Origin of the sequence: Enterobacillus tribolii (genome assembly GCF_003363015.1) — a bacterium.
GTDB classification, from domain to species: Bacteria; Pseudomonadota; Gammaproteobacteria; order Enterobacterales; family Enterobacteriaceae; genus Enterobacillus; species Enterobacillus tribolii.
Genome location: NZ_QRAP01000004.1, coordinates 268,095 through 292,782, shown reverse-complemented (window position 1 = coordinate 292,782; position 24,688 = coordinate 268,095). Strand labels below are relative to the sequence as shown.

Below are 24,688 nucleotides of genomic sequence, written 5' to 3'. Positions count from 1 at the left end.
ATGGCGGCGCAGCGATTTGCTTTTCGTCTTACCCGGCTGGCCTGCCTGACGGCGGTTGCCGTGCTGTATGCCGCGCCCGCGCTGAGCGGGACGGATGCGTCCCTCGACGCCCTTGATCTGGCGGACAACACCGAATTCAGCGACGTAAAGGATAAGACGCTGAACGTGATGGCCGAAGCGGCTTCGGCCATCAATGAGAACAGCGGCAACGTGCAGCGCGTCTCGCTGGATATGCGCTGGGACACCCCGCTGATGGGGCGGCTCTCCCAGGACTGGCGGCTGGTGCTATCCAACCGGATCGACAGCCGTTTTTACCGCGGGCTGAGCCGCAACCGCAACGTTAATTCGCTGCGCGAAGCCTACCTGACTTACCGCCTGACGCCGCGCACCCTGATCGATGCCGGGCGCGTCAACACCCGCTACGGCGTGGCGCTGGGCTACAACCCCACCGATTTCCTCGGACGCGGCACCGTGCGCTCGGTGATTTCCGCCGATCCGGAAACCCTGCGCACCAATCGTCTGGGTAACGCGATGGTGCGCCTGCAACAGTTTTGGGACAAGGCGGCGCTAACGGCCATCGTGTCGCCGAAGCTCGCCGGGCAGCCCAGCGACGACAGCGCCAGCCTCGACTGGGGAGCCAGCAACCCGCGCGATCGTCTGCTGCTGGTGGGCAGTTACCGTTTCGCCGAAAACCTGAATCCGCAGTTGCTGTATTTCCAGGAGTCGCACCGCTCGCCGCAGATCGGCCTGAACCTGGCGCGGGTGCTGTCGCGTTCTACGCTGGCTTACCTCGAATGGGCGGGAGGGCGGCAGCCGTTTGCCTGGCAAACCTCACTGCCCGAAAGCCAGTGGGACGTCGCCTGGCGTAACCGCGCTTCCGCCGGTATCACCTGGACCGGCGAAAACCGGCTGACCCTGCGTTTGGAAGGGCACTACGACGGCAGCGCCGACAACGAACGCGCGATGTCGGCGTTTTCCACCGCCTCGCGCTATGGCCTGGTGCAGGGCGGCGCGTCTTACGGCAATTCCGCCCGGCAGGCGCTGGATCTGATGTCGCCGCGCCGCTCCGCGCTGGTGCAGGCCTACTGGAAGGACGTGGTGGATCAGTACGATCTCAACATCATTGTGCAGCGGGATTTACAGCGCCAGAAGAATTTGGGCTTTGCCGAGCTGAGGCGCCATATCGGGCCGGTGGACGTGGCGTTGCAGTGGCAGAAAATCTACCGGATGGACGCGGAAACGACATACCAAATCCGCCCCGACCGGCGCTGGCAGATCTCGGTCAGTTACTATTTTTGATCGGTTATTCTTTTGGCAATGACGTGTTCTGAAATGACTTGCCGCGGCGAACATCCGCTTCGCCGCGGCAAGGGTTAATGGCTATCCGCTGACGCAGTCGGCGAAATAAACCCCCAACTGACGTGCGAACGCGGCGACGTCCTGCGGCCGGTTCGTCACGCTCACCGCCAGCGCATGGTCAATGGCCCGCAAAAAACCGTCTGAATAGCCTTCCACGTGCTGCGTCGCCAGCGGGCGGTAATTATCCTCAATACAGCGCGTCAGGCTGACCGGCGGCAGACGTCCGGTAATCAGGGTGTAGATCAGCGCGCCGACCGAATAAATATCCGACCACGGCCCGTGCGCCTCGCCGCCTTTGCTGCAATACAGCTCCGCCGGGGAGAAGCCGGGTTTCAGCACGATATCGGTGCGGCTGCGGCAGTCGCCGTTGTCGAAGCAGGCGGAGCCGAAGTCCAGCAGCACGGGGCGCTCGTCGTCCAGGATCTGGACGTTATCCCACGAAATATCCCGGTGCAGGCAGCCCTGCCGGTGTACTGCGCCGAGCGTGTTCAGCAATGGAACGAGCAGCGTTTTGAGCCACGTTTCGTTGACCATCGCCGGATTTTCCGCATAGCGTTTCTTCAGGTTCTGCCCGTTAAATAACGGCGTGCTGATATAGGCGGTGCCGTTTCCGCGCCAGTAGCCGAGCAGGCGCGGGATGCGTGGATGAGACAGCGACCCGAGAATCTGCGCCTCCTGATGAAAATAGCACTGCCCGGCATCAAAGGTGGGCTGTAAAAACGCGTTGCGCGGCATCACCCACCCTTTGCCATCCCTGGCTGCTATGGCGGTCGGAAAATATTCTTTGACGGCGACGGTATGTTTGCGCCGGTGGTCGAATGCCTGGTAGACGATGCTGAATCCGCCTTCGCCGATCACCCGCTGAATCTCCACCTGCGCAAAACGATAACCCGGCGGCAACGCGTGCATGTCGCAGCCGAACGATTCCGTGACTTCTTGTTTTCGTTGCGTCAGCACAGTCTGTCCTCCATGTCGTTACAGATAAACGTTATGGCCGAAAATCATAGGTAAATGCTTTATCGGCATAGCCGATATGCAGATGCCGGTAATGCTCCCCCTGCGTGCCGGCGGTCAGCAAACGGTGGCTGATCTGAGGCAGCAGGGTGTTGGTGAGAATGGTGTCCACCATGCGCCCGCCGGACTCCACCTCCGTGCAGCGGCTGACGATCTGCCCGATCACCTCGTCGTCGAACGAACAGGTCATCTGATGGCTTTCCTGCAACCGGTTACGGATGCGCGACAGTTGCAGCCTGACGATATCCCCCAGCACTGCGTCGCTGAGCGGATAATAGGGAATCACGATCAGGCGGCCGAGCAGGGCGGCAGGAAACGCGCGCAGCAGAGGTTCGCGCAGCGCGGCGGTAAACTGTTCCGGCTCCGGCAGCAGCGCGGGATCGGCACACAGCGTGCTCACCACGTCGCTGCCGACGTTGGAGGTGAGGATGATGATGGTATTGCGGAAATCGATGCGCAGCCCTTCACCGTCCTCCATCCAGCCTTTGTCGAACACCTGGTAGAAAATCTCGTGTACGTCGGTGTGCGCTTTCTCTACTTCGTCGAGCAGGATCACGCTGTAAGGCCGGCGGCGTACCGCTTCGGTCAGCACGCCGCCCTCGCCGTAACCGACATAGCCCGGCGGTGCGCCTTTCAGCGTCGATACCGTGTGGGACTCCTGGAATTCGCTCATGTTGATGGTGATGACGTTGCGTTCGCCGCCGTAGAAGCTTTCCGCCAGCGCGTGGGCGGTTTCGGTTTTCCCCACGCCGGACGGGCCGCACAGCATAAACACCCCGATGGGTTTATTGGGATCGTCGAGGCTGGCGCGCGACGTAATCAGGCGGCGCGCGATCAGCTCCAGCCCGTGCTTCTGGCCGATGACCCGCTTGTTCAGGGTATCCGCCAGCGCCAGCACCGCCTCCACCTCGTTTTTCATCATGCGGCCCAGCGGAATGCCGGTCCAGTCGGAGACCACCGAGGCGATGGTGTTGGCGTCCACGGAAGGAAAGATCAGCGGATCTTCCCCCTGCAACACGGCAAGCTGCTGCAACCGCTCATCCAGCTGTGCGCGTACCGCTGCCTCGTCGGGCGCTTTGCCGCCTTCCTCCGTGGCGTCAGGGGTGTAAAGCCGGGCGCGCAGTTCAATAATCTGGCTGACCAGCCCCACTTCGTCGTGCCAGCGGGCGTTGAGCGTTTCCAGCAGGCGGCGTTCCTGTTCCAGTTCAGCCTCAATTGCGGCGGGGCGCGCCGCGTCGCCGGCGCCGATGCGGGCATCGCGCGTGGCGACGTCCAGCTCGGTTTCCAGCGCTTCGATGCGGCGGCGGCAGTGCTCCACCTTGCCCGGCTCCGCATGCTGACTGACCGCGACCCGCGCGCAGGCGGTATCGAGCAGGCTGATGGCTTTATCCGGCAACTGGCGGTCGGGAATGTAACGGTGCGAGAGGCGCACCGCGGCCTCCACCGCCTCGTCCAGCAGAATGATCTGGTGATGTTGCTCCAGCGTGTGGCGCAGATGGCGCAGCATCAGCACCGCCCGTTTCTCGTCCGGCTCAAGTACCTGCACAACCTGGAAACGGCGGGTCAGCGCCGGATCCTTCTCGATGTATTTTTTATATTCCGACCAGGTCGTCGCGCCGATAGTGCGCAGCTGGCCGCGCGCCAGCGCCGGCTTCATCAGGTTGGCGGCGTCGCCGGTGCCCTGGGTGCCGCCGGCGCCGATCAGGGTGTGCACTTCGTCAACGAACAGAATGATCGGCGACGGGCTGGACTGCACTTCGTCAATCACCGCGCGCAGACGTTGCTCGAATTCGCCGCGCACGCCGGAACCGGCCTGCAACATGCCCATGTCGAGCTGGTACAGCGTCACGTCGCGCAGTTTGGGCGGCACGTCGCCGGCGGCGATACGCGCGGCCAGGCCTTCCACCACGGCGGTTTTGCCCACGCCCGCCTCGCCGGTGAGCAGCGGGTTGTTCTGGCGGCGGCGCATCAGGATATCGACGATTTGCCGGATTTCATCATCGCGCCCGGTCACCGGATCAAGCTCGCCGCGCCGCGCTTTTTCCGTCAGGTTGCTGCCGTACTGCTCCAGCATGCTGCCGCCTTCGGGCGCGGCGACGCCTTCCGCAGCGGCGCCGGCCTCTTTCTCGCTGGAGCGGGCGAGGATCGGCTCAAACTGTTGTTGCAGGGTGGCGGCGTTGATCTGCGCGAAGCCGGGCGAAATGGCGCGCAGCTGGTTGTTCAGGTTGTTGGTGTTCAGCATGGCCAGCATCAGATGGCCGCCGCGGATCTTCTGCGCGCCGAAGGTCAGCGAGCTGAAGCCCCAGGCGCGTTCGACGGCGCTGTCGATATGTTCCGACAGATCCGATACCGAACTGGCGCCGCGCGGCAGGCGATCGATGGCCGCCACCACGTCCTCGCCGAGCTTACCGGCGTCGATGCTGAAATGGCGCAGGATATGCTGCCAGTCGCCTTCGGGATGCTGCAACAGCTGGTGGATCCAGTGCGCCAGCTCCACGTAGGGGTTGCCCCGCAGCTTGCAGAAGGCCGTGGCGTTTTCCAGGCTGCCGATCAGCAGGCCGTTTAACTTACCGAACAGAACCGCACGACTGATTTCGCTCATGTTTATCCCTTAACGTGATGTTTTATGTGTTGTTCCTGAAAGATCTGACCTTCCAGCGGCTCGGGCGAAAAAATCAGATCGCCGGCGTGCTCGTCTGCATCCGGGTTACGCATCCAACTGCTCAGGCCGAGCCGCTGGCCGCCGCCCGGCGTCGTGCGCCGGACTTCGTCTTTGCGCAGGATCAGGCGCACGTCCCAGATGTATTCGATGCCCGTGTAATGGCGCACCCAGTCACGCAGGGCGATGGCCTGTGGTTCGCCCGGCAGGAAGCGCTGATACTCCTCAAACGTCATCGGCCCCAGTTCGATGCGGAACTTGTGCTGAACGTCGCGCACCGCCCGGCCGAGAAAGATATCTTTGCCCAACTGCTGCGCCAGCCCGACCTTCAGACGCACCTGCTGGTGCGGCGCAATCGACAGCCAGACCGGGATGTTTTCGATGATGCGCACCGGCACCTGAAAGTAGTAACGCAGGATCTTCGCCAGCCCTTCGGCGTCGCGCCCCTGGCGCACCAGATGGCCCGCCATGAAATATTTGCAGTGGGTGGGCAGGCTGTCGCGCGCGCGCAGCGAGTCAACGCCCATCCCCACCAGGGCGGAAAGGTAGCGGGTAAAGGCCTGATCGTCGTCGCGGTCGAGCGACACGGTCGGCTGGCTGTTAGCCCAGGCGCGGTAAAACAGCAGGATCAACCGGTGATGAAACAGGTTGAGGAAGTCGAGCAGCGTCCGGTCCTGGTTATGCAGAAAACGTTCGCGCACGTATTCGGTAAAGTGCAGCGGCAGCGGGCCGTTGGGGCCGAACAAGCCGAAGCTGTAGATCATCAGGCGCTGAAACGGCGTATCGGCGAGCGGGCCGGCAGCGGCCAGCGTGGAGGGCGCGAACGACAGCGACGGCTGCTGGCCCAGCCGCAGCGGCTCCTGGCGCGGATGCGGCGCGCGCCCCAGTTGCCATTCCAGCCCGGCCTGCGCGTCAATGCGCCGCAGCACCTGAAACAGATCGTGGGCGTAAGGATGTTCCTCCAGCGCCAGCCAGAAATCATCGGGCAGGGGCTGGCGGTGGCGGGGCGTGGCGTCCTGGTTCATATCAGGGTTCTCCTGCCGATGCGCGCGCCCCACTGGGCGATTTTGCCCCGCTGCGGGGTGCTCAGCGAGGTGGTGACGAAGGTGTTCATCGTGACCAGGCGGCTGAACAGGCGCTCCAGTACGCAGCCCAGCAGATAGGGCGTGGAGCCGGCGAACGCCTGCTCGTCGATGGTCAGATCGATGGCGATGCCGCGGGAAAACACCATCGGGCCGGGGGCCGGCGCGCGGTGATAGCAGGGCGTCAGGCGGCAGTGCTGCACGCCTTTAATCTCCTTGGTGATCTGCGGCTCATCGAGCTTGGCGTACAGCGTGAGCAACTCCCGCAGTGCGCTGGCGCCCTGTTCGTCGTCGCCTTCCATCAGGCTGAGGTAATCCAGCTGCAGCTGGCTGATCAGCCCCCAGGAGATGCGCCCCTCCGCCAGCGCTTCACGGGGCGGGGTGGGCGGTTTCTTCAGCGTGATCTGACGCAGCGGGATCGAGTCGGAGACCGAAAAGGTAAAGTGCTCCTGCTGGCGCAGCATCAGCGGCAGGTCGCGGTTGGTCACCAGGGTTTCCGCCGTGATGTAGTCCAGGTCGTTGTGCCAGGGCGCGTTGTGGACGTCAACCAGCGACAAAAACACCTCCGAGCCCAGATAACCGCTGCGGGTGCCGTAGCGGCGGCTGTGGCCGGAAGGCGGGCGCGGCGAGCGGCGCAGGGAGAAGTAGGCGCCGTAGTTCTGGCCGTCGCGCCCGTGGGTGCAGTAAAACGGCCGGAACTCCTGTTCCTCCTGGTTATCGTCGGAGGTGCCCCACAGGCGCTGAACGGAAAACACTTCGTAGTCCAGCGGCTGAACGTTATCGACCACCAGATGGTATTCGTTGGTTTTATCCAGCAGCGTGATGCGTTCCGCCACCTTGGGAAACAGGTTGATCACCGGGGTGCAGTGCAGCGAAAGGTGGCTGGCGTCGATGCGCTTTGCCAGTAACGGCGCTTCCCGGTTGAGCAGAATGATCAGCTCGAACTCCCGGATACCGGCATTCTGCCCTTTGTTCTGACGAAACAGCGGCGTCAGCCCGGCGATGCTGAAAAAGCGGAAACGGGCGGGGAAGGCAAAGTATTCCTGCAACAGGCGATAACCGTCGAAGTTACGCAGATCGTCGGGCAACAGCGCCTGATCGGCGGTGAACCCTTCGTGCACCAGACGTTCGCGCGGCAGGTAGTGGCGCCGGCGCGGCTGGCCCGCGGGCTGGCAGATAACGCCCTCGGTGTGCTGCATCAGCAGTTCCAGTAACTGCATGGCCTCCAGATCCGGGCCGCTGAGGTAGAAGGTCAGCTTGTCGAGGTTCAGGCTGTCGAAGGTGATGTTATCGTCCAGCCGCAGGGTGACGTACAGCGCGTCGCGGCAGGCATGGCGGTTGATGCCGGTATGCCCGGCGATATCGGGCGGCGACGCGCCGAGCGCCACCTGGCTGATGCTGAGCGGGTACAGCATTACGTCGTGGGCGGTGCGGTACTTGCAGGTGACGCCGCTTTTGCGCAACGCCTCGCAGGTCATCAGGGTGCCGCGCGGCACTCTGAAGCCGGTGTTGATGTTGCCCTTACGGCCGTCGGGATGCAGTTCGGCAATCGCCATCGACGGCGTGGGCGACAGGTAGTTGGGGTAAATCACCTCCAGCATGCGCTGGGAAAAGCGCGGGAATTCCGCGTCCATCTTCAGCTGAATACGCGAGGTCAGAAAGGCGAACCCCTCCATCAGCCGCTCGACGTAAGGATCGCTGACGTCGATGCCCTGCATACCGAGGCGACCGGCGACTTTCGGGTAACGATCGGCGAATTCGCTCCCCATCTCCCGCAGGTAGTTCAGCTCCCGGTTGTAATACTCCAGCAGTTTACGATCCATGTGTTTACCCTATGTCTCTGAGATTGAAATAGCCGTTTTCCAGATCGATGTCGGAACGGAAACAAAACTCCAGCGGGTGAGGGTTGCACCACAGCAGCCCGCGGATTTCTATCGACAGCACGTTATGCGAGTCCAGATCGTCGCTTTCGGAGACGCAGCGCAGTTTCAGCTCTTCCGGAATGATGCGCGGCTCGAAGGTCAGAATGGCCATACGCAGGTTTTTCTGAATATCCGACCATTCAATGTCCGACATCCGCTTCCCGGCCAGCGGGGTGATGCCGTAATTCACGGTGGAGCGCCTCACGGCGGGAAAAGCCTGTACGTCGATCAGCGACTCGTTGTTGTTGCAGTTGAACAACCACTGAAGGTCGCGCAGGATAATTTTGCGCAACTCGTTGTGCGAAATGGTTTTACTGCGCTCCGATTCCCGTTTGTTCTGCGGCTCGTAGTCGGTCAGCCGATCGAACAGCGCGGGCATCAGTTTGTCGCGGGCGGAAACCCGATCGCCGTTTTTGCCGCGCGGGCGCCCTTTGTCGTTATCGTTGCCATAGCGCGCCATAACGTTATTCACCCACAGCCGTGAACGTGACGCGGCGCAGGGTCAGCAGGGCATGCTCGTCTTCGTCCGTGATCCAGGTTTTCTGACCCTGCCCGGTGTAATGGCCGTTGTCGTTCAGGGGAAGCCAGTCGGTTTTACGGCCGAGGCGGTGGGCATCGTCGGTGCCTTCCGTCACCGGGTAGCGCGCGGGGATCTGGCAGACTTTTTGTTTGCCGTTGCGCCACGTCACCATCGCCTGCGCCCAGATCAGATGCACGACGTTCTGCGGCGGCTGAAATGCCACGGAGGCGAGTTCCTGAAACGGCACCCAGCAGTAACGGTTGTCGAGAAACAGTTCGCACACCGGCCCGAGGCGGCTGTCGGCATCGGCCAGCCAGCTGAAGGCGGCGCTCTTTTCTTCTCCGCCGTCGCCTTTCAGCGTCAGCGTGCCGGCGCTTTCCGGCGCCTGAGTGAACGCCCGGTCGCGCAGCGTGTTGGCGCGCTGGGGCGCGGCGCGCAGCGACTCCGCCAAATCGGTAAGCCAGTCCGGCGGCGGCGTCACGTAGGCCGGCTCGCTTTCGCCGCGCAGCACCAGGTCGCGCTGAATCTCCGCTTCAAGCGCTTCGGCAAGCTGGGTCGTGGTGGGGGTGGAAAGCGGAGCCAGCGCCTGCCAGGCCTGAAGCTGCGCGTCGGCGCCCAGCCAGTCGCCGTATAACAGCAGCAGTTGTACCCATTCGGCCCGTTTGTCTGCGTCGGAAGGGGCGTTGCGGACCGCGGACTCGGCCTGAGCGAGCGCGACAGATAGCGGATTTCCTTTCAGTACAGAAAGCAGCGATTTCACGGTTTATCTCCTTATCTCCGGGGAAGCGACGGTTTCGTCCTGGAAAATGTCGTCCAGGGGAAGCATTTGCAGCAGCGTGGTTTCCTGCGGCGAGCCGATCCAGACCGCGGTAGCGCTGTAGTTATCCTGCTGCGGTTGCGGCGGCGACAGATCTTCAATCAGCGTCAGCCACTCCGCGGGGGTATGGGCCAGGCGCAGGGTGTATTCCAGCAGCGCCTGGTTGTAGCGCTGCCAGAAGCCGTCGCTGCACAGCAGAAAAGCGTCGCCGTCGTACAGGGCGAGCGACGGGCTGTAGCTGGCGGCGTGGTTTTCACCGGCGCCGAGGGCGGTATAGAGCAGGTTGTCGGGCACGCCGCCGGTCTGGTAGCCGGCGTCCTTCATTTTTTGCGTCAGGCTGTGATCGCGGGTGGAACAGTACAGGTAGCCATTGCGGAACAGGTAGAGCCGGCTGTCGCCGGCGTGCACCCAGTGCGCGCGCAGGTCGTCGCGATCGATGAACAGGGAAACCAGGGTGGTGCGCATGCGGCTGCGGGTGCTGTCTTCCTGCTGCGCCTGTGTGATAACGCGCTGTAACTGGCCGATCAGCGGCGGCAGCGCGTCGGGCGGGCAGGGGATGTCCTGCTGCGCGTGCTCCAGCAGAAACTGACAGGCCAGCGCGGCAGCCTGTTCGCCGCCCGCGTCGCCCGCCACGCCGTCGCACAGCACGAAGCAGGCCGAGCGTTCGCCGAGGTACTGCGCGGTCTTGTCCTGGTTCTGGCGGCGTCCGCCGCGGTTAGAGCACGAAACGGCTTCGATTTTCATCATGCCCCCTTCGGTCCCTGAGAGGCCTTGTACTGGCGGATTTCAAGATCGTAGGCATGCAGGAATGCTTCGCCGAACAGGGTGTGGAAATCGTCCTCCACCTCGTTGGCGACCCGCTGATAGTGAATCTTCAGCATGTCCCACAGCATGGCTTTGCGGTTGCCGGAAAACAGCCCCTTGTTGGGTAAGTCGCCCCGTTCCGCCGCCATTTTTTCCAGCTCGTCGGGGTGGAAGGTTTGCAGCATGGCGGCGATGATGGCGCGCACCCCGGCGATCATGCCGAGCTGGTGGGCCTGAAGATCGATCAACGCATTGCGCACCGCGCTTTCCGGCGGAATAAAGCCCGGCATCGGGGTGCTGAAAATCTGCATCAGGACGGTTTTTCCCGACGGCAGCATCTTGAACGGGTTGTTTTCTTCTTCGAGGATCACGGTCATTTCCGCTTTCAGCCCGCGTTTGAGAATACTGCGCGACGACAGCAGCGCCACCGTGCCCTGAGAAAACAGGCTGAGCAGTTTGCCCGCCAGAAACAGCTGTTCCGGGGAGAACACCGGCTGTACCGGGGCGTCGTCCAGCCCCAGGCCGGCGACGAAGGCGTTGAATAATTCCCCGTTGAGATGTTCACCGGAAGCCGATTCGGGCGGCTTATACGGCTGATGCTTCACCGGATCGATCCCCAGGCGCATGGCCGCCGCCGCGGACGTTTCTTCCTGCGGGGCGACGGGAGCGCCGAACGGCATGTCCTCAAACGATGTCAGCGGGTCGAGGGGCGAGGGTTCCGCGCGGGGCGGTTCCGTCCAGGCGATATCGACCGGCGACGTTTCAGGGAGCGGCGGCGGCGGGGGAGGCGGCGGAGGCACTACCGCCGCCGGAGGGCGTTTCGCTGCGGGCGACGGCGCTGCGGCCGGCGGCGGTATCTCCGGCTCCGGCGGAAGGAAGGCGACATCATCCATCGACGACGCCAGCGGCACCGCGTTGTCTAAAAACAGGCCGAGGGGATCGTCGTCGTCGTCATCGCCGCCTATTTTCAGCTCCGGTTCCTGCACCGTGCTTAACACCTCCGCCGGGTTGAACTGCTGACCATGATTTTCCGCGCCGTGCGGGATGAGGCCGGGGCTCATTTCCTCTTCCTCCGCTTCCGCCTCCGGTGCGGCGTCGGGCCGGGTAAACAGCACGGTCGGGGTGGTGTCTTTCATGATCGTCTGCCGGGCGAAAGGATCTTCCTGACTGAACAGGTGCTCCGGATCGGTACTGCTGTTGTTCAGGGAATCCAGGTCAGCCTCCTGCTCCATCGCCAGGGGGTCGTTCCTCTGCCGGTTGTCCTGCAAGGCGGAAAACAGCGGATGCTCCGGATCGTGCAGCGATGGCCGGTGGCGCGGGGAGACGCGGGGCGGAAACTCCGCTTCCAGGTCGGCCCAGACCGCGTCGTCGATCCCGGCGCCGTCGGTTTTTATCTCCGCCACGGGCATGGCGGCGGCCAGATCGGGCGAAATGTTCATGTCTACTTTGAAGCGGTAGCCCGCGATGTCGAGAATGTCGCCCTCCGCGAGCGGCTGCTGCACGTCATGCGCCAGCTCCTTGCCGTTGAGGATCAGCGGCGTGGTGCTGCCCCGGTGGGTGATGAAGGCTTCTCCGCCCTGCGAAAGATGGATGATGGCCTGCAACCGGGAAATGGCCCGCGTTTGGTCAGGAAGAATCAGCGTATTGTCGGTGCCGCGCCCGATGGTGCCGCCCGGCGCCGTAAAGTCGCAGTAACTCTGGGGTATCCGCTCATTGTCCCTGTTCCTGATCATCGTTAACCGCATAGAACACCTGCCCCGTTATATCGTCCATTAATCATCGCTCCGTGCGCTCCCGGTTCACCGGCATGAACCGGGAGCGCACGGTAATGCGGGTAACAATTTCCCCGGAACCCGGGGAAATTGTTTTTATTGCTGACTACTTATGCTTCACAGTTTTGTTTGATATCCCAGCCGGCGCTGCTTTCGGCGCCTTTGCCTCCTTGCTCGGTTTGCTCCCAGTACTGCTGCTGGACTTTCGCTGCCTGGAAAGAGTACACGATGCCCACGGTGTCTTCGTCGCCGGCGCCGGTGTACTGGATGTTGGTGACCAGCACTTCATCCAGCGTGATTTTGCAGTATTCCACCTGGCTGCCGCCGGCCTTACAGACCGAAACCTCAACCTTGCCCAGGTGTTTACCGCTGGCGCAGTGCTTCAGCAGGGCCGGGGTGGATTTATCGATCAGGGCTTTAATGTGCAGATCGTTAAAGCACACCTTCCCCGAACCGCCGCCGCCGCCTACACCCATATTCCCCGGCTGGGATGCGCCCCAGGTGAAGGAAATGATGTCGGTCCAGCCTTTGTGGTTGGCGTCCTGTGATTCACCATTGGCGCCTTCAACCTTCATGAACATATCAATTGCCATAACTAAAGCCTCTTGGGTTTGTCAGTTGAAACAAAATCCGTTTTTATAAAGCAACGGTGGTTTACAACAGCGGGAACCGTCCCTGCGCCGCGGCGCAAAGTCCGGCCTCCGTGCTGTTCTTTGCCCCTTTCACCATCAGCCCTGCTTCAGTGAAGGGAGTTTGGAAACCAACCGTAACGACACGGTCAGTCCCTCAAGCTGGTAATGCGGACGCAGGAAAAACTTGGCGCTGTAATAACCGGGGTTATCCTCGATTTCCGCCACCTGTACCTCGGCGGCGGCCAGCGGTTTACGTGCCTTGGTGTCCTGCGACGAGTTCGCCGGATCGCCGTCCACGTAGTTCATGATCCAGTTGTTCAGCCACTGCTCCATGTCGTCGCGCTCGCGGAAGGAGCCGATTTTGTCGCGCACGATGCACTTCAGGTAATGCGCGAAGCGGCAGCAGGCGAACAGGTAGGGCAGACGGGCTGAGAGCTGGGCGTTGGCCGAGGCGTCCGCGTCGTAATACTCCGCCGGCTTTTGCAGCGACTGGGCGCCGATGAACGCGGCGAAGTCGGAGTTTTTGCGGTGGATCAGCGGCATAAAGCCGTTTTTCGCCAGTTCGGCCTCGCGCCGGTCGCTGATGGCGATTTCGGTCGGACACTTCATATCCACGCCGCCGTCGTCGCTCGGAAAGGTGTGGCAGGGTAAATCCGCCACCGCCCCGCCGGACTCCACGCCGCGAATCGAGGTACACCAGCCGTATTCTTTGAACGAACGGTTGATGTTGGTCGCCATCGCGTAGGCGGCGTTGGTCCAGGTGTACTTGTCGTGGTTGGTGCCGTCGGTGTCTTCCTCGAAGTTGAATTCATCCACCGGATTGGTGCGGATGCCGTACGGCAGGCGCGACAGGAAACGCGGCATCGCCAGCCCGATGTAGCGGGAGTCCTCGGCTTCACGCAGGCTGCGCCAGGGCGCGTATTCGGTGTTCTGGAAAATTTTGGTCAGGTCGCGCGGGTTGCCCAGCTCTTGCCAGGATTCCATCTGCATCACGCTCGGCGACGCGCCGGTGATGAACGGGCAGTGCGATGCGGCGCTGATTTTCGCCATTTCGCCCAGCAGTTCGACATCCGGCGGGCTGTGGTCGAAGTAGTAGTCGCCCACCAGGCAGCCGAACGGCTCGCCGCCGAACTGACCGTATTCCTGCTCATAAATGCTCTTGAACAGCGGGCTTTGGTCCCAGCCGACGCCCTTGTAGCGCTTGAGGGTGCGGCCCAGCTCCTTCTTGGAGATGCTCATAAAGCGGATCTTCAGCATCTCGTCGGTTTCGGTGTTGTTGACCAGGTAGTGCAGCCCCTGCCAGGCGCCTTCCAGCTTCTGGAATTGCTCGTGGTGGATGATTTCGTTGATCTGGCGCGACAGCTTGCCGTCGATCTCGGCGATCAACGCCTGAATGGTGCGGTAGGCGTCGGCGGAAACGGTGACGGTGTTTTCCAGCGCCTGCTGCGCCAGGGTTTTCACCGCGTGCTGTACTGCTTCACGCGCCTGATCGGTTTTCGGCCTGAACTCTTTTTGCAGCAGTGAGGTGAGTTCTTCGCCGGTAAACGTGGTGGCCGCCGTGGCCGTTTGCTGCTGAAGTTGCTGGCTCATGGGTTACTCCTCCGCCGCCGGTTCAACGCCGGAGGCGTCGTCGGCCTCCGGGTTGGGCGCCATCGTCAGCGAGCGCAGCAGCTCAGGATTACTGAGCACCTTGGCGATCAACTCCTCGGCGCCGTTTTTCCCGTCCATGTACGACAGCAGGTTCGACAATTGGGTACGGGCTTCCAGCAGGTGGCTCAGCGGCTCGACGTTGCGGGCGATGGCGGCCGGGGAGAAGTCGTCCATGCTGCCGAAGGTCAGCTCGACGTTGAGTTTGCCTTCGTTGCTCAGCGTGTTGTTCACCTGATACGCGACCCTGGGTTTGAGCGATTTCATGCGCTCGTCGAAGTTGTCGATGTCGATTTCGAGGAACTTGCGCTCGCCCAGATCCGGCTGCGCATCCAGCGGTTTACCGACCAGATCGGCCATGACGCCCATGACGAACGGTAACTGGATCTTGCGCTCCGATCCGTAGATCTCGACGTCGTACTCAATTTGCACGCGGGGCGCGCGGTTACGGGCGATAAACTTTTGCCCGCTGCGGGATTTCATCGTTGTCGTTGTCATGTGCTTCTCCGTGATGACTTGCAGTTATGCCCGTTAATGGCTGACCTTAGGTTGTTGCTTCAGCACTGTTGTTTCAGCGTTGTTGTTTCAGGACTGCGGTTTCAGCGTTATCGCCTCAGCTCTCGCCGTTCTTTTTTTCCTCCACCCCGAGAATGACCTCGAGCTGGCGCAACCCGTCCGGCGCCAAATCACCGACGATTTGCAGAAAATTGAAATTAATCAGCCGTTGCAGACGCTCGATCATCAGCGGCGCCGGGTGGCTGGGTTCGTAACGCACAAAGTAGTCTTTGATTTTTTCCAGCAGGTGCAGGGCGTCGGCCCGCGACTGTACCTGGCCGAAACCGAACTCGACCGGCGCCATCGGCAGAATGTCGCCGAGCGGGTTCAGCGCCTCCGGGGTCAGAATCACGTCCGGGTCGGCCTCGCGCGGCCCGTTGTTTTCCGGGGCGCGGATCGCCTGCACGATGACGTCCAGGGTGCGCTGCAACTGCGACATCTCCGGCAGGGCGCTTTCGCCGAGGTGGAGATGGATTGCGTGGCGCAGCATCGCCAGCGTTTCGGCGGCTGACAGCAGCGCCTGAATGTTGGCCTGCTGCTGATTGCTCAGTTCGTTACGCAGGCGCGGCAGGCCGCCGGGGAACTGGGGGACTTCGTCCTTGCTGCCGTCGAGCAGCGCCTGAGCGTCGCGCAGCGACAGCTCGGCGCCGCCGCCTTTGATCAGAAATGCGGAACGCGCCGCCTGCGCCAGCGGCGTGCCGTCGCCAATGGCGGCCAGCGCGTTGATGCGGAACATCGGGTCTTGCTCGCCGTCGCTTTCCAGCCGTGGGTGTAACTGGTGCCAGTAGCGTTCAATCGCCAGGTACACCAGTTGCAGGCCGTCGGCGTAACCCTGCAAGCCGCGCAGCTGGGTCCAGGCGAGGGTGAGCAGCAGCATCACGCGTAAGTCCTTGGTGTGGCGCAGCAGGCCGGTCGCCAGGCGTTCTACGGCCGCCCAGTCGGGCGCTTCCGCCGGAATGATGGTGTCGCCGAACTGTTGCTCCGTTTTGCCGGACGCGCTCTTCTCCATCGTCATGAAGTCGGCTTCGTATTCCAGGTTTTCACCGCAGCTGTTTTCCGGGGAGACCGGCGCCAGCAGGGATTCAATGGTCATGTCGTCACTCCCTTAATCAAACATTTGTCCGTAAGGCCCGCGGCGGGCGGGCCTGATACCGCCGACGGGCGTAAACAGCTGGTGGAAAAGCTGTACCGTCAGGTTGCCGCTGTGCGCCCAGCTCTCCTGCGGCCGGCCGTCGCGGGCGTCGCTCCACCAGAAACTGCCGTAGCGCTGCGGATCGAAATCCAGCTCGGCCACCGGCCGGTCGGGCACGGCATCGCCGCCGGGGGTATCGCCGGGCGCTTGCGGCAACGGCGGCAGGGCCAGCAGTGCCCGGTCGATGCGTTCCGCCGAATGGCGCTGATGCACGCCGTGGTTAAGGATCTGCCCGATGCGGTGGTAGCGCTCCGCCGCCTGCGTCAGCAGCCCGTTGTGCCAGTCGCCGGGCGCCACCAGCCACAGGGCGAACAACGGGTAGTGCCGCCCCACGCGATCCCGCGACGGCAGCAGGTAGCCCAACTGGACGAACGGCGTGCCGAGGGTGGCGGGCAGGATGAAGTTCCACATCGGCGCGCCGGCCAGCGAATAGCGCCGGTCGTCGGGCACGGAAAGCTGCAACGCCGCCAGACCGGACTGAAACCAGTGCGCCCAGCGGTTAACCAGCGGCGCGGGCAGGCGGCGCTGCACGAAATCGCCGCAGCCGGGGATCTTGCCGTACCAACCAATGCCGTTGTCATGGGGGACGGGTTCAAACGTCTCTTGCCGGTTCATGCGCGCCTCCTAAGGACAGTTGAAGGCGATGGGCTGAAAGGGGTTACGAACGCTGTCGGGGGTGAATTCCAGCACCACCCGGTGCCCTTCCAGGGTAAACGTCGCGGTTTGCGACAACGAATTGCGGTTGCCCGTCAGCATGCCTTTGTCCATCAGACGGTTCAGCGCCCAGTCGCCGGAAGTGACCAGCGTGGTGGTCTGGCCGTTGGCAAGGCCGAGCTGAAGCGTGACCTGACGGCTGTTTCCGGTGCCGGGCCAGCTCACGACCAGGGGCACCAGCGGGCCGTGGCTGTAGCGGAAAATCTGCCCATCGATGTCCAGCGTCATGTTGAGGATGTCGCTGTCCATGCTGACCGGTTTGATGGTCAGGTGGTACGTCGGCTTCTGATTCTGGCCGCTGAACCAGGTGTCGCGGATGTTGCGCGCCTGCTGGAAGGAACGCAGCATGCCTGCGCCGCCGGCGAGGGTTTTGCCGTCAACGCCGGGGTTGAAGCGCCAGGCCGGGCGCGAGGTGTCGATTTTGCCCTCCAGATTCTGGCGGAAAAAGCTGTCCATCATGCCGGTATTGGGAGCGAACATGCGGGCGAAGTCGTGGCTGGCGATTTCGTTTTGCGCATTGCGCACCAGCGGGTAGCGCCCGGCGATAGCCTGGCGGCAAAAGTTGCCGACTTCGTAGCCGACGCGCTTTTGCAGCCCTTCCAGTTCTTTCATCTGGGAGTCGCTGCTGGCGCCGATCGCCAGCGACAGCATCATGTTTTTAAACGGCTGCGGCAGCCGTCCGGACTCCGCCTGCAACGCCAGAATGATGTCGCCCGGCGGTGCGGGCATGCCGCTGTTCGCCGCACTTTGTACCGCGATCAGGTAGTTGTACAGGCCGTCGGCCTGCTTGAGCACGGTGTCGAACGGAATGGTTTTGCTGCCTTCCTCGCCGCTTTCCGCCAGTTCGATGATCGGGGCGAAGTGTTTCACCACCACCTGTTCGGGCTGGGTAGAGATGTCGCCGCTCCCTTCGGGCTGACGGTGGGTGAACAGGTTGTCCAGAAAGTGGCTGGGGCCGGAGGCGGGTTTCTCCACGCTGCTCAGGCCCACGCCTTTGCCCTGGCGCCCCTGGTCTTCGGTCAGCTTGATGTTCTTCGCCACGTTGACCAGCAGGTTGCGCAGCGGGGAGTCGCCGGCGGAGAGCAGGCGCGCGGTGCTGATGCGCTGGCTCAGGTTGGCGATGTTTTTCAGTTCAATGTCATCCAGCAGGGCTTCCCAGGCGCTGATGAAATCCTGCATGTACAGCAGGCGCACCGTTTTTTGCAGGTCGGCGCGGCTGCCTTTTTCCAGCGCGGTGTCGGTGACGTTCATCACCCAGCCGTCTTCGTTGAGCAGCGTTTGGGTGACGTCGTCGATGCGCTTGTTAAAGGCCAGCCAGTAGCCCTGCGGGGTGTAGAGCCCGGCGATGCCGTCGTTGGCGGAGCGGCCGCTTTTACGCCGGAACGCCAGTTCGGCCTGCGCGCCGGCCAGGTCGGTGAGCGACACGGCTTTCAGCGACGCTTCTTTAAGCAGGATGCGCTTGAGCCGGCCGTAAATACGGATTGAGAGCGGCGCCTGCGCCAGGCGTTGTTGGGCCGTTTGCTCCAGCATCACGTCGCGTACGTACGGCGAGGACTGAATGCGCTCGTCCAGCAACTGTTGCAGGTGGCCGTCGAGGGCGATCCACGCGGATTTTGCAGTGCCGGGCGCGGAAATCCGTTGCAGGTTGAACATCACCCAGGCGCGCAGGAACTTGCCGTCGTAGTGCTCCGGTTCGTACAGCATGCGGTAGGCTTTCAGCGCTTCGAAGCTGAAGTCGGGGTCGGCGCCCATGTCGGTGCGCAGCACCGCGGCCACCTGCCAGGCGACGTAGGGCAGCAGTACGTTCTTGAGCGCTTTCTGGTACAGCGCCTGACCGGCGGTTTCCACCTGCGCGCCGCGGTACAGCCCCAGACGGTAGTTGAGCGGCGGTTTGTCGAGCGCGAAGCGCTCGCTGGCCGCCACCCGTTGCAGGCGGTCGAGGTAGGGCAGCAGGGCGAAGATGTCCTGGTGGTTGTACAGCTCCATTTCGCTGCTTTGGCGCTCCAGCGGCGGTACGTGGGTGCTGACTTCCTGAAGGTAAGCCTGGTTGTTGCTGTAGCTGGCGTACCAGAACAGCCCCAGTACGGTGAACAGCGCGCCGAGTACGATATAACCGGCCCAGTGCAGCGCGGTGTTGCGGTAGATCCACCACCGGTTGTTGCTGGCCAGCCCCGATTCGCGGAAGACCACGTCCTCCAGAAAACGCTTGAGGAAGTAGCTCTTGCCGTGCGTCTGCTTGTCCTCCTCCTCCTGCGCGTCGCCCTCTGCGGCGGCCTGCGGCGTCAGGTGCAGCGAGCCGCCCATCTCCGCCATCATGCGGTCGAAGGGCATGCGGTCCTGGGTGCCGCTGGTGAAGTAAACGCCGCGCGGTGAGAAGGTGGCTTCGAAGCTGGAGGTGGCGAACAACGTGTTCAGGTAGTCGCCCAGCACTTTGCGCAGGCGGGCGAACGCCTGCGGGAACAGGTAGCTTTCCGCCCGTATCTGCTGATCCTGTTCGGCCAGCATGGTATCGGCCAGCCCGAGGTTCAGGCGCTGCAACAGCAGGGTAAAGTGATGTTCAAAGGCCGTCAGCAGCTCGAAACCGGGTTTCTGCGTGTCGCTGTGCGCGAAGGTGAATCCCCAGATTTGGCTGCGTTGTTCTTTGTCATACTGGCCGAAATAGGCGACGAAGCCGCGCAGCAGGTCGACCTTGCTGACCATGATGTAGACCGGGAAATCGATTTTCAGCGATTCGCGCAGTTCGACTAAACGTTTGTGCTGGGCCTGCGCCTGTTCGTGGCGCTCTTCGGGCGTGCAGCTCATCAGGTCGCTGACGCTGACGGTGACGATCACGCCGTTGATCGGCTGGCGCGGACGGTATTTTTTCAGCAGGCCGAGGAAGCTGCCCCACTCCTGTGCATCGTGGGTCGGATGGCTTTCCTGCGTGGTGTAGCGGCCGGCGGTGTCCAGCAGCACCGCGTCTTCGGTAAACCACCAGTCGCAGTGACGGGTGCCGCCGATGCCGCGCAGCGCCGTTTTGCCGAAGCGATCGGCCAGCGGGAAATTGATGCCCGAGTTGACCAGCGCGGTGGTTTTACCGGCGCCGGGCGCGCCGAGCAGTACGTACCAGGGAAGCTGGTAGAGGTATTTGCGCCCGAAACGGTTCATCCAGGCCGGCAGAAAACGCGACTGACCGTGATTAAAACGGGCCTTTTTCAGCAGGCGGGTGGCTTCTTCGAAACGTTCGATCAGCTTGGGATCGTCGCGTTCGCCCTCTTTCCCGGCGTTTTCCGCCGGGGTCTCCGCCATCTGCGACAGCATCTTGCGGTTGCGCCGGCCGCGCCAGGCGGCGGCGATCAGCCGCATCAGCAGCCAGATGCCGCACAGTACGGCGATGGCGATCTGGCGGTTGACTGAGGACTCCAGCGGGCGGTAATCCCCCACCGCCACGTAGGGGCCGATGAACCAGATGATCATCGAAATGGAGCCGACGCCCACCATGCCCCATAAGAGACGGCTGGTGATAATGGAAATCAGTGAACTCATCATCAGAGGCCTCCCGCCCGGACTGGGTTTATCGTGGGCTGGACGACGCCGGGCGCCAGATGCAGCGTGATTTCCACCCGGCGGTTCAGCGCCTTGTTGGCCCGGCTGTTATTGGGCGCGATCGGATCCTGTTCGCCTTTTCCTTCGATTTGAATGCGGCTGGGTTGCACCAGGTGTTTTTGCAGCAGGTTGCTGACCGATTCGGCGCGGGCCAGGGAAAGGTCGTAGTTAGAGGCGAAGCGGGCTTTGCGGATGGCATCGCTGTCGGTGTAGCCGGTGACCATCACTTTGCCGTCGATGTCGTTGAGGGCTTCCGCCACCCGGACCAGAACGGGGCGGTAGACGTCGCGCACCGTGGTGGACGCCGAGTCGAACAGGCCGTCGCCGCGCAGGATCACGATGCTCTTCTGATCTTCATCGCGCACGGTCAGCAGGCCGTCGCGGATTTCCGGCTCCAGAAACGTTTTCAGGCTGACGATGCTCGGCACGGGCGGGGCGGGTACTTCAACCGCGCGCACCGTGGGCAGTTCGAGCTGATAGATGGCGGCAACCACCGGCGTGGTGGCTTCGCCGAGCTTCCAGTCCAGCGAGATATACCACAGGCAGGAGAGCAGCCCGAGGAAGGCCGCGCAGGCCCACAGCGGCAGCATCGGACGCCATTTTTTCTGGCTGACCGGCACGTCGGTGGGGTAGCCGGACAGCGGCGCGGGGTAAGCGCCGCGTACCGAATGGATAATCTGCGACAGGCGCTGGCGCAGCGTTTCCAACTGCGAGAAGCCGTTTTCGATAATGTGATAGCGCCCTTCGAACCCGAGCAGCAGGCAGTAGTTGATAAGTTCCAGCAGCAGGATGTTTTTACGCGGCTGTTTGGACAAGCGGGCCAGGAGCTGAAAGAATTTTTCCCCGCCCCAGGTTTCGTTATGAAACGTGACCAGCAGGCCGCTGGCGGACCATACGGTATTTTTCCCCCAGGGCGTCAGCATCGCGGCCTCGTCCAGCGCGGTGCACAGGCAATAGCGGGCGCCGACGAGGACGTCATACGGTAATCCTTCCTGCTGGCCCCGCACTTCGAAGCGGCGGACGTCATCGATCAGGGTCTGGCGCAGCTGCGCCGGATCGGGCCGGGTTGCCAGGCTGCGGATGGCCGGGATCATGTTCAGCAGCGGGTTTGCCGCCATGACCAGGGGATTGTCGGAGGCTTTTACCGCCTCCGTCGGCGCTAAAAGCGGCTCGCTGATCGTTTTAGTGAGAGTATTCTGCATGGAACATTCCTGTTTCCCGAACGTTATCCCCCCTCAGCGCCAGCGCCCGAGGGGATATGACGACTGATTACGCGTTGCGAATCGCCCAAAACTCCATGTTCAGCCCGGGGAATTCCCCGGCCAGATGCAGCGCGAAGGCGCTGGACTTGTGCATCAACTTCCACATCTCGCCGCTGTTCTCCAGCTCGAAGTAGGTATACCCGGCGTGATAGGGCAACTGACGCGGCGCGGCAGGCATGCTGCGCAGGCCGATGCCCGGCAGCTGCAACTGGACCAGATCGCGGATGCTGTTGACCGGCGCGATCTTGAGGTGCGCCGGCAGGTGGCTGCGCAGCATTTCCGCCGGCATGTCGGCGTTGACGGCGATAACGAAGCCAAATTCGTTGATCATGTTGGCGTACGGGATTGTGGCGATATTCAGGCCGTGCGAGCGTTCTACCAGCGGCAGCTGAATTGCGTTTTCCTCGAAGACGATGGACAGACCCTGACGCAGCCAGTTCATCAGCGCGCCGAAGCAGAACGCCAGGTCGTCATGGTCGTAAACCGGCAGCGCGTCGCCGGTGGTGCGCGCCGGGGAGAACGTCATCAGTTCGCAGGCCAGCGTCAGCCATTCGGCGAACAGCCGCTCCGGGTGGTACTGGTTGCAGCGGTAGGCGTGGTGGGTCATGCCGATATTGCGGTTGATTAACTGCATCATCATGAAGTCTGACGTTTCCGAAATGCCGCCGCGCCCGGTCTGGCCGAGGCGTTGCCCCATCTGCTGGCTGCGCTGTTGCAGCAGGCCGAGAATGTCGGTGATGAAGCTGTTGAGCAGCGGGTTTTCCTGGCAGGAAAGCATCGGCGGAATATAGTTCGCGTCGATTTTCAGGCTGTTGTCCGTGCTCTTTTCCAGCACCCGGATAACGCCGATGGCGCACCAGTCGGCGGTCAGTTCGCTTTCCGGGATCAGCTGCAGCCGCAGCTGGCCGAACTGCAATTCCGCGCTGCCGACCGACATGGTGTTCATGTCTTCGACTTCCGTTTCATAGGCGGTGTAGCGGGCCAGCGAATCATGGCCGTCGGAAAACGCGACCTCGCGGCTGCTGGCGCGGTGCACGGGCAGGGCCAGCATGACGTTGGTGGTGTTTTTGCCGTCCGGAATATTCAGCGGAGGCGGGGCTTCTTCCGCGCCGTAAAAGGAGAAAAACGTCCCGTCGGGCATGATGCCGCTGGCGGCGTTCAGCGCGATGGTGCCCAGCCGCAGGGCGCTTTCGTCGATTTCCAGCGAAATAAAGCCCCAGTAATGCTCCCGCTGGGCCATTCCCCATGAGCGGATATAATGTTCCAGGTAATTCTCTGACTGCTGGAAGTGATGCGGACGCAAAAACATCCCTTCCGTCCAGACGACTTTATGTACTTGTTTCATTGCCATAATCCTTGGAAGTAAAGGTTGTTTTAATTTTTCCCTTTTTCGCCTTCGCTTATGCCGGCGGGTATTTCTTCAGAACTCTTTTCTTCTGCGTTCTTTTCCGGGGCTTTCTTTTCGGCAGTTTTCTTTTCTTCGGCGCTGTTTTCCTCAATGCGTAATCCCTGCCGGTCGGCGATGATTTTTATCACCTGGGCCGGAGGCGTTCGGTTCCAGAATTTGTAAAACGGCGGCCGTTTGGCGTTTTCAATGGGAAGCACTAGGCGCCAGGTTTTATTATTTAAATCCTGAAACTCGCCGGTTACGCCGACGTAATAACGTCCGGCGGGTTTTTCGCCGGAAACATTAATTTCCTCGCCGCCCGGTAATAAAAAGAATTGCTCGCTGCCCATTAATTTGTCGGTCAGGACAGTGGCCGCCTGGTTTTGCAGACTGAAAAAATCCGCGTTTTTAAAACTGGTATCCGAGCGCAAATTAAATACGGTGATCTTCACCGGCACGGAGACATTTTCCTGATTAATGTTGGCCTCGCGGGTGGCGGAAAACGTGATGTTGTAATTCGCCGTTACCGGTTCGGCCGGTTTTATTTCGGGGACGGAGGAACCCAGCCCCAGCATCGAGCAGCCACACAACAGCAGGCCGGCTGCGATGCACAGCGCCCGGTTAGCATGCTGAAACTGAAAACAGATTCTTTTTTCCATTTTTTCTCCCGTCATCCATTACGCCCGAAAATCGTTTTGCGCTATCCGCCCGCCAGAATAATGGTGGACTGACTGGGCAAAATGCGCACGCCAACGATATTGGTCAGGTTTTGCAGCGTGAGATCGGTCAGCCGCGTTGCCGGCTGGCCCGACAGCAAAAACGACGATACGCCGGTGATGTGCTGGGATATGCACATCACGGTGCCCGACGCCACGCCGCCCACCACGCCCGGTTCGTCGCCGAAGGTGACGGGAATGATGGTCGCCATGTTGTGTGCCGGCGCGGCGGCGAACAGGATGTGCAGCACGTTCGGGATCGCCAGCGGCCCCAGCGCGATATTGACGTACGGGATCGGGATCGGCACCGGCGGCGTCAGGCAGACATCGGGGGCGGCGAGATCCAGCCCGCCGGCCTGGCAGTTTGCAAACATCGGCAAATTCCTTCTGGTTAGTTAGCGTTAACCCACATGGATTTGTTCGGAGTCGATTTTGGTTATTGTGTCCGCGGTAATCAGCGTGCTGCGGGCATGCAGGCGCGCATAATCCTCTGCCTGATAATCCAGCTGGCCGGCGCGGACGTGCTCGGTCTGTTTCACCTGACGGAACGACAGCTGGCTGATCTGGGTCAGGGTGTGCCAGACGGATTCGCAGCGGTCGCCGAGCCAGCGGCCGATTCTGACGCGGGCGCTGACTTCGTCGCTCTGGAATGCCAGATGACGGATGGCGCATTCGCCGTCGTCGGCGGTGACGCGCAGCGTCTGGCTGTCCAGCGCCAGCTGGCGCTCGCCGCTCAGGGTGAGGCCGCCGCGCGCCGAAATCGCCAGATCGCCGTTAACGCTGAGCTGCGCGGTAAGCTCCGGCTGCGCCCGCTCCAGCACCGCCAGCAGCCAGAGTTTGTCATCGTCGGAGCGGGCGAGCAGAACGACGTCGCCGCTTTCCGGCGTCAGCAGGCAGCTTGCCGCGCGGCGGCAGTGCCAGCCACGTCCGGCGCTTTCTACGATGAGGCTGCCGTCGGACAGGATATCCGCCACCCGGCCGCTGGTTTGCAGCGGCAAATTGAGCGGTAAAGTCGGTGATAGTAATGCGTTGGTCATGGGCTGTTCCTC

At 62.2% G+C, this 24,688-nt stretch carries 20 protein-coding genes; 1 reads left to right on the top strand and 19 read right to left on the bottom strand.

The window, feature by feature from the left end; genetic code table 11:
* Entirely contained in the window at positions 1-1,299 is a 1,299-nt protein-coding gene (locus C8D90_RS10685; protein WP_115458428.1) for a hypothetical protein, read from the top strand.
* 81 nt (positions 1,300-1,380) lie between these two features.
* On the opposite strand, the gene C8D90_RS10680 is transcribed toward C8D90_RS10685, so the two are convergent.
* From C8D90_RS10680 to C8D90_RS10590, 19 genes are all read right to left on the bottom strand, one after another.
* Entirely contained in the window at positions 1,381-2,316 is a 936-nt protein-coding gene (locus C8D90_RS10680) for a serine/threonine protein kinase (RefSeq protein ID WP_115458427.1), read from the bottom strand.
* 31 nt (positions 2,317-2,347) lie between these two features.
* Positions 2,348-4,975, bottom strand: a complete 2,628-nt coding sequence (gene tssH, locus C8D90_RS10675; protein WP_115458426.1) for a type VI secretion system ATPase TssH — start codon at positions 4,973-4,975, stop codon at positions 2,348-2,350.
* Positions 4,976-4,977: 2 nt separating this feature from the next.
* On the bottom strand, positions 4,978-6,057 hold the full coding sequence (tssG, locus tag C8D90_RS10670) for a type VI secretion system baseplate subunit TssG (RefSeq protein WP_115458425.1): 1,080 nt from the start codon (positions 6,055-6,057) through the stop codon (positions 4,978-4,980).
* Positions 6,054-7,937 (bottom strand): type VI secretion system baseplate subunit TssF, encoded by a 1,884-nt coding sequence (gene tssF / locus C8D90_RS10665; protein ID WP_115458424.1) that lies wholly within the window; start codon positions 7,935-7,937, stop codon positions 6,054-6,056. The genes tssG and tssF overlap by 4 nt, the downstream gene beginning before the upstream one ends.
* Before the next feature lie 4 nt (positions 7,938-7,941).
* Positions 7,942-8,496, bottom strand: a complete 555-nt coding sequence (gene tssE / locus C8D90_RS10660) for a type VI secretion system baseplate subunit TssE (RefSeq protein ID WP_115458558.1) — start codon at positions 8,494-8,496, stop codon at positions 7,942-7,944.
* Between the two features lie 4 nt (positions 8,497-8,500).
* Positions 8,501-9,316, bottom strand: coding sequence for a type VI secretion system accessory protein TagJ (locus C8D90_RS10655; RefSeq protein WP_115458423.1), 816 nt, complete (start codon positions 9,314-9,316; stop codon positions 8,501-8,503).
* 3 nt (positions 9,317-9,319) lie between these two features.
* Positions 9,320-10,117 (bottom strand): PP2C family protein-serine/threonine phosphatase, encoded by a 798-nt coding sequence (locus C8D90_RS10650; protein WP_115458422.1) that lies wholly within the window; start codon positions 10,115-10,117, stop codon positions 9,320-9,322.
* Complete coding sequence (gene tagH / locus C8D90_RS10645) at positions 10,117-11,910, bottom strand: type VI secretion system-associated FHA domain protein TagH (RefSeq protein WP_230473000.1); 1,794 nt, start codon at positions 11,908-11,910, stop codon at positions 10,117-10,119. Before tagH ends, C8D90_RS10650 begins: the two co-directional genes overlap by 1 nt.
* Before the next feature lie 149 nt (positions 11,911-12,059).
* Positions 12,060-12,542, bottom strand: a complete 483-nt coding sequence (locus C8D90_RS10640) for an Hcp family type VI secretion system effector (protein ID WP_115458420.1) — start codon at positions 12,540-12,542, stop codon at positions 12,060-12,062.
* Positions 12,543-12,677: 135 nt separating this feature from the next.
* A complete protein-coding gene (gene tssC / locus C8D90_RS10635; RefSeq protein ID WP_115458419.1) occupies positions 12,678-14,171 on the bottom strand; it encodes a type VI secretion system contractile sheath large subunit in 1,494 nt (497 codons plus the stop codon).
* 3 nt (positions 14,172-14,174) lie between these two features.
* Entirely contained in the window at positions 14,175-14,726 is a 552-nt protein-coding gene (gene tssB, locus C8D90_RS10630; RefSeq protein ID WP_230472999.1) for a type VI secretion system contractile sheath small subunit, read from the bottom strand.
* Positions 14,727-14,841: 115 nt separating this feature from the next.
* Positions 14,842-15,876 (bottom strand): type VI secretion system protein TssA, encoded by a 1,035-nt coding sequence (gene tssA / locus C8D90_RS10625; protein ID WP_115458417.1) that lies wholly within the window; start codon positions 15,874-15,876, stop codon positions 14,842-14,844.
* Between the two features lie 12 nt (positions 15,877-15,888).
* Positions 15,889-16,590 (bottom strand): type VI secretion system-associated protein TagF, encoded by a 702-nt coding sequence (tagF, locus tag C8D90_RS10620; protein ID WP_115458416.1) that lies wholly within the window; start codon positions 16,588-16,590, stop codon positions 15,889-15,891.
* Positions 16,591-16,599: 9 nt separating this feature from the next.
* Entirely contained in the window at positions 16,600-20,217 is a 3,618-nt protein-coding gene (gene tssM / locus C8D90_RS10615; protein WP_115458415.1) for a type VI secretion system membrane subunit TssM, read from the bottom strand.
* The gene (locus C8D90_RS10610) at positions 20,217-21,476 is read right to left on the bottom strand and encodes a DotU family type VI secretion system protein (RefSeq protein ID WP_115458414.1); all 1,260 of its coding nucleotides are present in this window, start codon (positions 21,474-21,476) and stop codon (positions 20,217-20,219) included. Before C8D90_RS10610 ends, tssM begins: the two co-directional genes overlap by 1 nt.
* Before the next feature lie 67 nt (positions 21,477-21,543).
* A complete protein-coding gene (tssK, locus tag C8D90_RS10605; RefSeq protein WP_115458413.1) occupies positions 21,544-22,881 on the bottom strand; it encodes a type VI secretion system baseplate subunit TssK in 1,338 nt (445 codons plus the stop codon).
* A gap of 29 nt (positions 22,882-22,910) precedes the next feature.
* Positions 22,911-23,582, bottom strand: a complete 672-nt coding sequence (tssJ, locus tag C8D90_RS10600; protein WP_162844389.1) for a type VI secretion system lipoprotein TssJ — start codon at positions 23,580-23,582, stop codon at positions 22,911-22,913.
* Positions 23,583-23,623: 41 nt separating this feature from the next.
* Complete coding sequence (locus C8D90_RS10595; RefSeq protein ID WP_115458411.1) at positions 23,624-24,013, bottom strand: DUF4150 domain-containing protein; 390 nt, start codon at positions 24,011-24,013, stop codon at positions 23,624-23,626.
* Between the two features lie 27 nt (positions 24,014-24,040).
* A complete protein-coding gene (locus C8D90_RS10590; protein WP_115458410.1) occupies positions 24,041-24,676 on the bottom strand; it encodes a DUF3540 domain-containing protein in 636 nt (211 codons plus the stop codon).
* Positions 24,677-24,688: the final 12 nt, after the last annotated feature.

Coding starts and splice junctions, on each gene's coding strand:
- C8D90_RS10685 (WP_115458428.1), top strand. CDS start 1: ATGGCGGCGCAGCGATTTGCTTTTCGTCTTACCCGGCTGGCCTGCCTG.
- tssH (WP_115458426.1), bottom strand. CDS start 4,975: ATGAGCGAAATCAGTCGTGCGGTTCTGTTCGGTAAGTTAAACGGCCTG.
- tssG (WP_115458425.1), bottom strand. CDS start 6,057: ATGAACCAGGACGCCACGCCCCGCCACCGCCAGCCCCTGCCCGATGAT.
- tssF (WP_115458424.1), bottom strand. CDS start 7,937: ATGGATCGTAAACTGCTGGAGTATTACAACCGGGAGCTGAACTACCTG.
- tssE (WP_115458558.1), bottom strand. CDS start 8,496: ATGGCGCGCTATGGCAACGATAACGACAAAGGGCGCCCGCGCGGCAAA.
- C8D90_RS10650 (WP_115458422.1), bottom strand. CDS start 10,117: ATGAAAATCGAAGCCGTTTCGTGCTCTAACCGCGGCGGACGCCGCCAG.
- tagH (WP_230473000.1), bottom strand. CDS start 11,910: ATGATCAGGAACAGGGACAATGAGCGGATACCCCAGAGTTACTGCGAC.
- C8D90_RS10640 (WP_115458420.1), bottom strand. CDS start 12,542: ATGGCAATTGATATGTTCATGAAGGTTGAAGGCGCCAATGGTGAATCA.
- tssC (WP_115458419.1), bottom strand. CDS start 14,171: ATGAGCCAGCAACTTCAGCAGCAAACGGCCACGGCGGCCACCACGTTT.
- tssB (WP_230472999.1), bottom strand. CDS start 14,726: ATGACAACGACAACGATGAAATCCCGCAGCGGGCAAAAGTTTATCGCC.
- tssA (WP_115458417.1), bottom strand. CDS start 15,876: ATGACCATTGAATCCCTGCTGGCGCCGGTCTCCCCGGAAAACAGCTGC.
- tagF (WP_115458416.1), bottom strand. CDS start 16,590: ATGAACCGGCAAGAGACGTTTGAACCCGTCCCCCATGACAACGGCATT.
- tssM (WP_115458415.1), bottom strand. CDS start 20,217: ATGATGAGTTCACTGATTTCCATTATCACCAGCCGTCTCTTATGGGGC.
- C8D90_RS10610 (WP_115458414.1), bottom strand. CDS start 21,476: ATGCAGAATACTCTCACTAAAACGATCAGCGAGCCGCTTTTAGCGCCG.
- tssK (WP_115458413.1), bottom strand. CDS start 22,881: ATGAAACAAGTACATAAAGTCGTCTGGACGGAAGGGATGTTTTTGCGT.
- tssJ (WP_162844389.1), bottom strand. CDS start 23,582: ATGGAAAAAAGAATCTGTTTTCAGTTTCAGCATGCTAACCGGGCGCTG.
- C8D90_RS10595 (WP_115458411.1), bottom strand. CDS start 24,013: ATGTTTGCAAACTGCCAGGCCGGCGGGCTGGATCTCGCCGCCCCCGAT.
- C8D90_RS10590 (WP_115458410.1), bottom strand. CDS start 24,676: ATGACCAACGCATTACTATCACCGACTTTACCGCTCAATTTGCCGCTG.